This is a genomic window from Bradyrhizobium sp. AUGA SZCCT0177, assembly GCF_018130125.1.
Taxonomy (GTDB): Bacteria; Pseudomonadota; Alphaproteobacteria; order Rhizobiales; family Xanthobacteraceae; genus Bradyrhizobium.
Window position 1 is genome coordinate 235544 of record NZ_JAFCMA010000008.1, and the last position, 11935, is coordinate 247478.

The following is an 11935-nucleotide window of genomic DNA, read 5'->3' on the forward strand; positions in this document are numbered from 1 at the left end:
TTTCCTCCACGCTTTTCCGAAACGAATTCTGATTACCATTCCCCGTTTGGGCCGGATGATGTCCTTGCCGAAAGCGCCCGGCCAACGGCGCTACCCGGTCGCAAGCGCGCTGACGCTCTTTGCGTTTCGCATGTTGGCACGACCGGATTGCGTGCATTTCACTTTCGAAACCAAGCACGATTGCGATTTTTGGGCAGAGCGTGGCATCGCCAACGACAAGAATTCTTCGCTCATCGACGGCGCCGAGCCCGATCTGTTTTATCCGCTGGAGACGCCGCGAACCGGTCCCCGACAAAAATTCTGTTCGCTTCCCGGCTTTTGAAGTCGATAGGCCTGAGTGCGTTTCTGATGGCGGCGCGCGACCTGGCTCATCGTCCCGACGTGGAGTTCATCGTTGCCGGGCTCCCGGACGATCATGATCCCGACGCGATTCCGCACAGCGATCTCGAACAGATGAAGGAGATCCGCTTTCTCGGTCACGTCAGGGACATGCCTGACCTGCTGCGGCAATGCGACGTCGTCTGCTTGCCAACAAGGTATGGCGAGGGCATTCCCCGTATCCTGATCGAGGCCGCCGCAACCGGTCTGGCATCGATCGTATCCAGCCATCCCGGTTGCCGGGAGGCGGTTGAAGATGGCGTTACGGGACAGATCCTGTCGGCGACAACGGACGCCGAGACGAGACCTATCTGGTGCAATCGTCAGGTACCTCGAAAGCCCCGGCCTTCTGGCCGCGCACAAACAGGCCGCCTCCCGGCATTTCCAATCACGGGAGTTCAATCAGGCGGCGATTGCCGATCGATTCACCAAACTGCTGGGCGTGCCTCCGGCACCATCCGCGAAATGATCGAGTGCGTCCCGTTCTGCAATTCCCGGCGGTACGCGGGCCGTGGACAACTACCGTAAGCGTGGGGTGACCACCCCGCATCCCAACGGGATCGCCCACCACGGAGGCTGACAGGCGGTCTCGCACCGTGGTTTTGAGCAGGGAGAAAGGAGCCCACCAGCGAGGAGCTCGTTCGAACTGGCCTCAAGCGGGCCTAATCGTGCCATCGGCGATTTACACCGAGGAGTTTATTCATTTGATTCAATGGCTTGAGTAGAGGATGAAGCCCGTGGCCCGCCTACGCCCTCCGGGCTTCGGCGAGGCAGCCTTCGCCAAGGGCGGCCAGAGTCCGTCTTCGCTTTCGCTGCGCTCAAGCTACGCCGGACACGCATCGACCAGACGGTCTAGCGCGGCTGCGCCACGCGTAGCCCGTCAGGGCGAAGCGTGGTGGGGGAAGAAGTAGTAACATATACGAACAAAATCAAGACATTATGGAAAAGTGCGGGCCTTTTCGACCCTTTGAAAGTCTTAGAGGATTTTCAGCGACGCCCGCACCGCGGCTCGGCCGAGATTCCTCCACCCGGTGTCGTGGCCGTCGTATCGCTGATCTCACGAAAAAGCCCCGCTATTCCCGGCGGGCAAGTGGGGTTAGCGTTTTAAAAAACGCGGGGCAATATTGCCGGATTTTCCCGAATCTTCATCAGGAGAACTACTGGCAAGGTCAAAGATTTCCTCGGCAGCGTCATGGCCTTCCGGAAACGGGGCTCGTGTTTCCAGGGCGAACATATCAGGGCACACAAGCGGGAGCGTGTTTAGCTATTCTTTGGACTTTGCAAGAAGGATGGCATCCATCGCAACGGACCATGCAACGGGTCTAATGCTCACGTTCAAATGGCGTGGGATTGAGCCTCACATCCGCCCCCGGTTCCGACTCTTCCCGCCCAATGTTGCAAAAATATCATAGGTGACTACCACTCCTTTTGTTAGGCTGAGATCAGAATTTAAGCTTTTCGACGTTATTTTAGACGCAAGTTTATTGTTTTGGCTAACGGGGATGGGGCAAATGAAATCCGCATATTTGGCGATCGCGGGCCTCATTTTGGCTGGCGGCCCCTTGGCAGCTGAGCCGTATTCAATAAATGATGCGCTGAAACAAGCCGTCCAAACCAATCCCGGCGTGGGCGAGGCGTCAGCAAATCGGCGCGCAACCGAATCCGAGCTTCGGCAGACCCAAAGCACCCTGCTGCCGCAAGTGCGGATCGAAGCTCGCTACGGTCCGGAAAAATTCGACCAGAGCAATCCGGTTGTAAGTTCAAGCGCATTGCCCGTTCCGATCGCCGGAAATGGAGCGTGGCGGAATGGCTCGCAGGAATCAGTGGTCGTCCGGCAAGTCCTTTTCGATGGCTTTGCTTCTATCCACGACATCTGGCGCCAATCTGCCCGAGTCAACGCTGCAGCGTTTCGCGTACGCGAGCGGACAGAGTTGATCGCTCTGGACGCTGCCGAGGCGTATGTCGATGTCGTGCGGTACCTGCGGTTGGTGGGCCTTGGCGAGCAGAACGTTGCCAGCCACGAGAAGATCTTCTCGAACGTGAATACGCGGTTCTCGGGCGGGCGGGCCGGCGAAGGCGACCTCGAGCAGGCCCGGGAGCGCGTCGAAAATGCGCGCGCCACTCTCGCTGAGCTTCGCAGGAGTCTGGAAGAAGCGCGGGCAAAATACCGCAAGGTTGTTGGGCTTGAGCCCTTCAATTTGAGATTCCCCGGCCCCCTCGCCGGATTGCCAAGCACCAAGGATGAAGCCTTGGCGGTGACTACCCGTTTCAATCCGACCATTCTGGCCGCGCAAGCGGATGTTACCGCCGCAAAGCATGCGTACCGAGTGACGGACGGCGCCTTCGTTCCAAATTTCGCCCTCGAAGGCCGCGCAACTCACAACGATAATACGTATCCCTATTTGGGCGCTACCCACGATAGTTATAGCGGCAAAGTAGTGATGTCCTGGGACATCTTCCGGGGCGGCCAAGATGTCTGGCGCCGCTCGGAAATGGCCGAGCGCCACACCGAGTCCACGATGCGCCATGCGCGGTTGCAGCGCGACGCGCTCGAGTCGATCGACAAGGCATGGGCGGCGCGGACGATTACTGCAACCAGGGTCGCCGCCCTGGTCCGGCAGCTGCAGGCCGACCGGAAGACGATTGCCGCGTTCGACAAGGAATACGAGCTTGGTCAGCGCTCGCTGATTGATCTCTTGAACGCACAGAACCAGTACTTCAATGCGGCTGTATCGCTCACCTCCTCGCGTGGCGTTATCGTTTTCGCCGACTACCAGCTGCTCGCGGCAATGGGAACGCTTCTGGAATACCTCAAGGCCCCGCCTCCCGTGGATGCTGCTCCGCTCGACATCGGACCGGGCGGACTGGTTCCCTACAAATTTCCTACGCTGCGAGTGACGCTGCCGCAGACGGGGTCGGAACCTCTCCGCGTATCTAATGCTCCTGTCGGTGCTCAGGTTGGCGTGACCTCCTATGCAGCAGTTGACCCCCAAGATGGCTTCAAGGATCGCTGGCCCCGTGGGACGTCTGCAGCTAGAATGATCGGCGCAATGGAATGGTTCGCCGAAAAACGAGGCCACAAGCCGGAGGGGTCGGTTGCTTTCGTGAACCCGAATGGCCCCAACGCCATGGCGTACGCCGGCGCCGAAAAGGGCAAGCCTCATTGGCTGCTGACAGCCTTCGCTCCCGAAAAGTGAGCGTTGCAGACTTGCAAGTGCGGGCCGCAATAACGGCCAGTGCATCATAGTTAATGGGGCCCGATTAACTGTTTGTCAGGATATTCGCGCCTCGCGAATGATTCGGTTCGCAGACTGCTGTAACGTGACAGTTTCTGGCCGCGCTCGATATTTCGCTGGTCTGGTTCGTTTTCGATCAGAGGCTTTAGATTTTGTTGTTTCGGACGCCCAAGTCGGCCAAAGGCTGGCCATCCAATGATGAGCCGGAAGCGACGGTCGTTGCTTCGACCAACGCAGACACGCTCCGAAGCGATCCCCTCGCCGCCTCCCTGACCTATCTGGCTGCCCACCACGGTCGCGCAGTAAGCCGTGAGGCACTGCTCGGGGGGCTTCCAATACTTGATGGTCGACTTTCCGTTGCCTTGTATGACCGGGCAGCCAGGCGTGCCGGCCTGGAAACTGAGGCGGTCAAGCGCGCCATTCTCGACATTCCTGCAATGGTTCTTCCCGCCGTTCTGATCATGAAAGACGGGACTGCGCTGATCCTCCTCGGGATCGACGCGAAAAACCAAAGCGTTAAGGTTCTCGATCCGGCGTTGGATCGGAGCAATCCTCGGATTGCGGGCGTTAGTTCGCTGATCGCAAACTACACCGGTTATGCGTTTCTTGTCAGGGCGGCAGCTGAAGCTGACGCACGCGCAGTCGCTGCGGGAGACCTCCCGCGGACCCATTGGTTCTGGTCAGTCGTCAAGCTGTACTGGCGCAGCTACGGCCACATCGCGCTGGCTGCCTTTCTGGTCAACATGCTCGCGCTTGCCACGCCATTGTTCACGATGAGCGTCTACGATCGGGTCATCCCTAACGGCGCGATCCCTTCGCTCATCGCGCTATCGATCGGGCTTGGCCTCGCGATAGTTTTCGACTTTGTACTTCGTGCCGTGCGAAGCCGCATGATCGACGTGACAGGCAAGACCGTAGATGTCGTGCTCGCTGCGAATATTTTTGAACACGTGATGGCCATCAAGCTGGCACAACGTCCCGGCTCGGTCGGTATCGTTGCCAATCAGCTCCGCGACTTCGACTCAGTGCGCGAGTTCTTCACTTCGGGCAGTGTGGTATCTGTAACCGATTTGATTTTCGCACTCCTCTTTATCGGTGTGCTGTTCATCGTCGCGGGACCGTTAGCCTGGATTCCGCTCATCATGTTACCAATCATGATCGCATTGGGCCTGACGATGCAGCGTCCGCTTGACCGCGCAATGAAACGACTGCAGGCGGAATCCTCTGCGCGCCACGGCGTTCTCGTCGAATCGCTTTCCGGCCTGGAAACGGTCCGCGCGACCGGTGCCGAAGCCCGGATGCAGACGGCCTGGGAGCGGTCGGTCGCCGCCACGGCACGGTCGGGCGAGGATGTTCATTTCTGGGCATCGCTCACCTTAACGAGCGCAAACGCTGCACAGCAAATAACCAGCCTTCTGTTGGTGGTTGTCGGTGTTTTTCTTATCCTCGATGGCAAGCTGACCGTTGGCGCCCTCGTCGCGGCCAATATGCTGGCCGGCCGCGTCCTGTCCCCGATCGCCGGCATTGCCTCGGTAATAACGCGCGGGACCCAAACCTTCGCGGCGCTCAAAGCGATCGACCGCATCATGTCGCTGGAGCGCGAACGGTCTCCGCAGCGGGCCTACGTTGCCAGGAAAGTCAGCGAAGGCCGCATCAATTTCGAGAACGTCTCCTTCGCCTATCCAAACGCTCCTGGCAAAGCGCTGGATAAGGTCTCGTTCAAGATCGAGGCCGGCGAACGGATCGGCATTATTGGACGTGTCGGATCGGGAAAAACGACAGTCGGGCGCCTTTTGCTCGGTTTCTACGAAGCTCAGGAGGGACGAATTCTCGTCGATGGCGTCGATTCGCGTCAATACGACCCTTCGGATCTTCGCTCCGGCATCGGATTTGCGATGCAGGATACCGACCTGTTCTTTGGAAAATTGCGCGATAATATTGCTTTGGGCAGGCCCGAGGCGAGCGATGAAGAAGTCCTCGCGGCAGCGCGACTGTCGGGGGTAGAAAATTTCATCGCCGGCCATCCGATGGGCTACGATATGCCCATTTCGGAAGGTGGTCGCAGTCTGTCTGGCGGACAAAAGCAGGCTATCGGACTGGCGCGCGTACTGATCCGAAAGCCGCGCGTTCTGTTCCTGGACGAGCCAACAGCGCATTTCGATATCAGGAGCGAAGCCGAATTCCTGGAGCGACTGAAAGCAATGCGCGGAGAGCAGATGACCATCATCATCTCCACTCACCGCCTCTCGCTTCTCGGAATGGTTGATCGTCTGTTGTTGTTCGATAACGGCCGCCTGGTGGCGGATGGGCCACGTGACAAAGTTTTGGCCATCCTCAAAGGTCAGCCGACGGCGCCTGCAGGCGACGGCAACCCGCAGCCCACTCAAAGGGCAACCTTGGTACAAAAGCCCAATGCCTCCATCTGACTTTGCCTTTGCCAACGACGTCCGCGCCGCGGCTGCTCTGCGCACGCCGCAGACGTCCCGCATGCTCCTGTTCACCTTTCTCGCCTTGCTGACGACCTTTCTGGTCTGGGCCCATTTTGCCGTTCTGGATGAGGTCAAGCGCGGCAATGGACGGGTCGTGCCCTCGCGCCAGACTCAGGTGGTCCAGACTCTCGAAGGTGGTATCGTAGGCGATATCCTGGTGCAGGAAGGGGCGATCGTACAACAGGGACAATCCCTGATGCGTATCGACGACACCAAATTCGCGTCGGAGTTCGGCGAAATCAGAGAGCGGCGCGCAGCCATGGCTGCTCGCGTGGCGCGCCTCGAAGCGGAAGCACGAGGACGAACCGAAGTCACGTTCCCTGATCAGCTTGATCAAGTAGTACCCGCTGCCGTCGCGACAGAGGCGAGCGTCTTCAAAATGCGCGCACAAAAGCTGGCGCAGGATGTTGATGTGTTGAATCAGCAGGTAACTCGTCTCAGCGGCTCCCTCAAATTGCTCGATCGGGAACTCACCCTCACGCGCCGATTATACGAACAGAAGGTCGTGCCTGAGATCGAAATGCTGCGGCTTGACCGTCAGGCGACTGAAATGCGGGGGCAGCTTGCCGAGTCACAATCGAAGATCGCCTTTGCAGTAACCTCATTTCGATCACAAGCCGACGAGGATCTCGCCAAGTCAAAGGGCGATTTGGCCGTCCTTGATGAGAACATCAAATCGGCGCAGGACCGCGTGCGGCGTACAGACCTCAAGGCTCCAGTGCACGGCATCGTTAACAAATTGAACGTCACCACCCTTGGCGCGGTGGTGCAACCCGGCGCCAACGTGATGGATATCATTCCGCTGGACGATTCCTTGCTGGTCGAGGGCCGGATTCGGCCGCAGGATATTGCGTTCATTCGCCCCAACCAGGACGCGGTGGTCAAGATTTCTGCCTATGATTCTTCCGTTTACGGCTCGCTCAAAGGCAAGGTTGAGCGCATAAGCGCTGACACCATCGTCGACGACAAGGCCGAGAAATCGGAGCGTCAGGAAACATTTTACCGCGTGATGGTCCGCACCGAAAAGAACCATCTCGGAACTGCCAAGAATTCCCTGCCGATCATTCCCGGCATGATAGCGACGGTCGAAGTCCTCACCGGCGAGAAATCGGTTCTGGATTATCTGCTCAAGCCGGCACGTACCTTGCGCGACGACGCCCTGCGCGAACGTTGAGCGAGGGCGGTTTGCTTAACGGATCGTTGCCTTCGATTGTTCAATTTTGAACGATCGCACAAACCGGTGATTGACCGGTTTTTCGACATTACTCTCCAAGCGCCCCCATATTTAACTTCACATAAGAAGCGAAGGCGCAGGCTGCGTCCCGATAACAGATTGGGGCGGAAGATCGACGCAAAGACGTTGACTGACGTTCCGGACAGGGGACGTCATGATACCGCACTTAAATTTGCGGAAGCTTCGCTCGTCCGTATTGATTGCTGCGCTTACTGTGGCGGCCATCGTTTGCGCAGCCTCCCCTTCATTCTCAGCGGATGAACCGTTGGTTGTCGACACAACCAGCGATTTCATGACCGGCTCCGACCGGCCGCCCGCGACTTTCTTCAGCATCAACGCCGTACTGGCGAAGCTCGATCGTCAGCGCGGCCGCGGACCTGATGCCGTTCGCCTTGCCTCGCTCCCTCCTTCGCATACCGCGACGGATGCACCGCTCGCGGTAAAGGAAGTGCCGACCGTCGGCCTGGAGCCATTCGGGCTGTTCACGTTCCGCGCGCCTGACGGCCTTCTTTGGCGCAAGTGGCGGGGCGTCGAAGCCGCCATGGCAAAGGAACAGGCTGTCCTGGATCAATGCCGTAACGATGCCGGAAATTGTCCTGCCAACGCTGCTCAGTTCCAACGGTTGATCGGCGCGGTCAGTTCAAAGTCCGGACGCGACAAACTTGAAGAAGCCAATCACGGCGTCAACGCGGCGATCCGCTATGTCAGCGATTATTCCCAGCATGGCGAAGCTGATCGCTGGAGCACCCCACTTGCGACGTTTGCGACCGGGAGAGGCGACTGCGAGGATTATGCGATTGCCAAATATGTTGCACTGACCGCGGCGGGATTTTCGCAGAACGACCTCCAGCTCGTGCTGGTTCGCGACCGCGCCGTCCGTCAGGATCATGCCGTGCTGGCCGCTCGTCTCGACGGCCGTTGGCTGATCCTGGACAACCGGCTTTCCGCATTGATTGAAGACTCCGACGCCTCGAGCTTTACGCCGCTGTTCGCCATTAATCAGCATGGCGTGCATCTGTTCGCCGCGCCTTATGCGAAGCGCGGGATTCCGGATGGGCAGGTGGAAGCCGCACCGGCGGCCTCGGCTGGCGCAGGGACGCCCGACTGGACGGGTTTCGAGCCGGACAGCGAAAATATGTCGGGCGGCGGCCTGATGCTCTTGATGTGATCAAAGAAAAGGGGCGCATCCGCGCCCCTTCCGAATAGACCCAGTTCAGCCTTCAGCTGGTGAACTGAATGTTGTTCGCCGCCAAAGTTGCTGCATTGTCGAGAACGGCGAGAGTAACCGCGACGCTCGCCGCTCCACTGCCGTCCGCATCGTACAACAACTCATGTGTCGCGGTGTTGAAGTGGAGGCGTTCACTGCCGGAACTGAAGGTATTCGTCGCGTCCGCCGAGAATATGCCAGTAGCGTCACCGCTGGTCGGCAATCCACCGCCGAACCCGGCGGAAGAAATCTCGAAGACATCGCCCTGTCCGGCCGTGAAATCAACGATGTGGTCGATTCCTTCCAAAGATGAATCGTAGTGGAAGCGATCGGCTCCTCCGCCACCGGTCAGATAATCGGCACCTGATCCGCCCGTCAAAATATTGGCATTGGTATCGCCGATGAGCGCGTCCCCGAAACTGGAGCCGATCAGGTTCTCGATGTTGATGAGAATATCGCCGCTTGCATCTCCAAGCGACGTTTGCGCTCCAACGGTGTTGAGGTTGACTGTTACCCCTGCGGACGAGCCCGAATAGCTGGCGATGTCTCCACCGCTGCCATGCGTCCCACCGTTGAGGGTGTCGGCACCTGCCCCACCGATCAGGATGTCATCACCGCCGCCACCGTTCAAGGTATCGTTCCCACCGAGACCAATCAGGGCATTGGCATTTGCGTCGCCGGTGATCGTATCGGCAAAACCGGAGCCGATAACTTTCTCAAAATTGCTGAGCTTGTCACTACTGGCATCACCCGTCGATGTCTGTGCTGTGCCGACCAGGGTGAGGTCGACAGTCACGCCCGCCGACGAGTTCTGGTAGCTGACCGTGTCCCCGCCGCCGACGCTGTGAGTCCCGCCGTCCAGAGTGTCGGCGCCGAGTCCGCCGATGACAGTATCGTTGCCACCCAAGCCATTGACGATCTCGCCGGCATTTCCGGAAACCAGAAGGTCATGCGAGGCCGTTCCATTTATCGTTGTACTGAGCGGTGTGGTCGTAACCGCTATCGTACCGGTTGAGGTGTCGCCGTCTGCATCGGTTGCGGTGACGTTAAAGCTGAGCGGCTTGGCCTCGCCACTCGTGAACTTCAGATAGCCGACACTTTCGACGGCGAATTCCGCGCCCGACGAATAGATCACCTCGGTTCGATTGTACCCGTTTACGGTAAAGACCGAAATCTGATCGCCGTCTGCTGCGCTTATGATGTAGCCACCACCAGGGGCCGCTGCCCCCAAGGGCACAAGGACACCGTTCTTGTAGATCTGTGTGATGGTATCCTGCCCATCGTTGCTAAAGTCGGTGTCGGAATTGGCATCATAGGCGCGCAACAGGATCTGCGACGTACCGGACGTGTCGACCGTAAAGCTGAACCCGTTAACATCATAATGGGCCAGCGTCGAAGTTATACTGTTGTTTCCGCCACCGTCTACCGTCGCACCTGTGGCAAAGTCAAACCTGAGAAGTTCACCGCTACCGACGGTAGTGCCGCCGGCACCGAAGCTTGTGGTGCTGCCACTGTTGGTTCCGTTCACACGAGGGTGTGGCGAAGCAGCCGCGGAAATCACGATATCGTCGTTCAACGCTCCTTCGATCACCTTGAAATTCTGTGACGACGGGTCCGAGAAATTCGACGGCGTAATGCTGCCGCCGGAACCATCGTCCAGAGGACGGAAGAATCGCACGGTATAAACATCCTGGTTCTGATCGACCGTGCTGGGCGACAGGGTTACCGTGAAGACGGTAGTGCCGCCGTTCCCGAGCGCGTCGGCGCCTATCTTTCCCGTCAAGACACCGGTGGCAAATCCAAACAGGTGAATATCCTGTCCGCCGGATTTCACGGTGACCGCGCCGGTCGTCTGCAACAGCGCGTTATTCGTACCGGTAAAGACCAGGCTTCCACCATCGGCACCGATGCTCTGGTGGAAATTCAGAGCTCCGCTGCCGATCGAATTGGCCCCGTTCTCGATCACCATCGATTGCGCGGCAAAATTGACGGGCGCGTCGTCGTCGAACGTGACGTTGAGCGTACCAACGCCATTGTTGCTGGCGCTGTCCGTCACACGATACTGGAGTGCAAGCAACGCATCGTTTTCGTTGGCCCCGGTGGCTTGCATGATGGGAAGCTTCAGGTTGAGGGTATAGGCTCCTGTTGACGGGGTGACGTCGACTGTGAACAGGACCGATCCCAACCGCGCACCTGAGGTAATCGTCGCGGTGAGCGTATTTCCCGACCACCCATAGCTGACGTTTTCCTGGCCGACTGTTCCAGTCCCGCCATTCAGGTTGGCAAAGCCAAAGGTGAGCCCCCCACTGCCTCCCGAGCCGGTCAACGTTCCGCTGAGGTGGGCGGCATTGGTGGTTGTATTGTCGTTCGTTCCGCCCGCGAGACCGTGCGCAAGTCCTTCATCGTCAACTACCGCGGCGAGCGTATTTCCGACCGGCGAGTAAGCGACGGGAACCGTGGTCGTCCCGGTGGTCTGCAGTTGCTCGTATTCCGTGCCACCGCTGAACACCGAGGCGATCGAATTGCCGATCGAGACCTGGTTCGTGATTTCCGCATCGGTGTAAGACCTGGTCGCAGAGCCGCTGGTCGCACCCGCCACAATGGTGACTTGCTCACCATTGGCCAGCGCGAACACCAGGTTGGTGTCGGGGTCAATGGCACCAGGCGAACCCGTCAATGTCACGGTATAGGTAATCGAACCGCCGCTTTCCGATATAGTCGTGGCGGACGTTGTCAGCGTCGCCGTCACCGGATCGCTGTCGTCGGTGATGGACACCGTGGCGGTATCGGTGGTGTTCAGCGCCTCGTAATTGCCGCCGGTGGTGCCCTGGATCGCGACCGGGTAGCTCTGCGGATCGATGTACGGATCGTCGCCGTTGTGCACCACCGCGAACGCGGTCGAGGTCCCTGCCGACTGGCCGACCGGGATGGTGATCGTCGCGCCGTTGTCCAGCGTGATCACCAGCGCCGAACCCGTCACCGGGTTCGACACCGTCGCATTGATCGTCGCCGTCGCCGTGCCTTCGACCACCGACACGTCGGACAGCGTAATCGTGGTCACGTCCGCATCGTCGGTGACCGACACCGTGGCGGTATCGGTGGTGTTCAGCGCCTCGTAATTGCCGCCGGTGGTGCCCTGGATCGCGACCGGGTAGCTCTGCGGATCGATGTACGGATCGTCGCCGTTGTGCACCACCGCGAACGCGGTCGAGGTCCCTGCCGACTGGCCGACCGGGATGGTGATCGTCGCGCCGTTGTCCAGCGTGATCACCAGCGCCGAACCCGTCACCGGGTTCGACACCGTCGCATTGATCGTCGCCGTCGCCGTGCCTTCGACCACCGACACGTCGGACAGCGTAATCGTGGTCACGTCCGCATCGTCGGTGACCGA

At 59.2% G+C, this 11935-nt stretch carries 7 protein-coding genes; 6 read left to right on the plus strand and 1 reads right to left on the minus strand.

Annotation, left to right across the window (positions count from 1 at the left end):
* The first annotated feature begins 64 nt into the window (after window positions 1-64).
* The 6 genes from JQ597_RS12345 to JQ597_RS12370 all read left to right on the plus strand — a co-directional run bounded on the left by JQ597_RS12345 (window position 65) and on the right by JQ597_RS12370 (window position 8505).
* Complete coding sequence (locus tag JQ597_RS12345; protein ID WP_212264422.1) at window positions 65-322, plus strand: hypothetical protein; 258 nt, start codon at window positions 65-67, stop codon at window positions 320-322.
* Complete coding sequence (locus JQ597_RS12350) at window positions 319-906, plus strand: glycosyltransferase (protein ID WP_212264423.1); 588 nt, start codon at window positions 319-321, stop codon at window positions 904-906. The genes JQ597_RS12345 and JQ597_RS12350 overlap by 4 nt, the downstream gene beginning before the upstream one ends.
* 983 nt (window positions 907-1889) lie before the next feature.
* A complete protein-coding gene (locus JQ597_RS12355; RefSeq protein WP_212264424.1) occupies window positions 1890-3575 on the plus strand; it encodes a TolC family outer membrane protein in 1686 nt (561 codons plus the stop codon).
* A gap of 308 nt (window positions 3576-3883) precedes the next feature.
* Window positions 3884-6040 carry a type I secretion system permease/ATPase gene (locus JQ597_RS12360; RefSeq protein ID WP_249147765.1) on the plus strand — a complete coding sequence of 719 codons (2157 nt, stop codon included), beginning with the start codon at window positions 3884-3886 and terminating at the stop codon, window positions 6038-6040.
* Window positions 6027-7277, plus strand: coding sequence for an HlyD family type I secretion periplasmic adaptor subunit (locus tag JQ597_RS12365; RefSeq protein WP_212264425.1), 1251 nt, complete (start codon window positions 6027-6029; stop codon window positions 7275-7277). Before JQ597_RS12360 ends, JQ597_RS12365 begins: the two co-directional genes overlap by 14 nt.
* A 325-nt stretch (window positions 7278-7602) precedes the next feature.
* Complete coding sequence (locus JQ597_RS12370; RefSeq protein ID WP_349628814.1) at window positions 7603-8505, plus strand: transglutaminase-like cysteine peptidase; 903 nt, start codon at window positions 7603-7605, stop codon at window positions 8503-8505.
* A gap of 52 nt (window positions 8506-8557) precedes the next feature.
* On the opposite strand, the gene JQ597_RS38265 is transcribed toward JQ597_RS12370, so the two are convergent.
* Window positions 8558-11914, minus strand: coding sequence for a beta strand repeat-containing protein (locus JQ597_RS38265; RefSeq protein WP_212264427.1), 3357 nt, complete (start codon window positions 11912-11914; stop codon window positions 8558-8560).
* Window positions 11915-11935 lie beyond the last annotated feature (21 nt).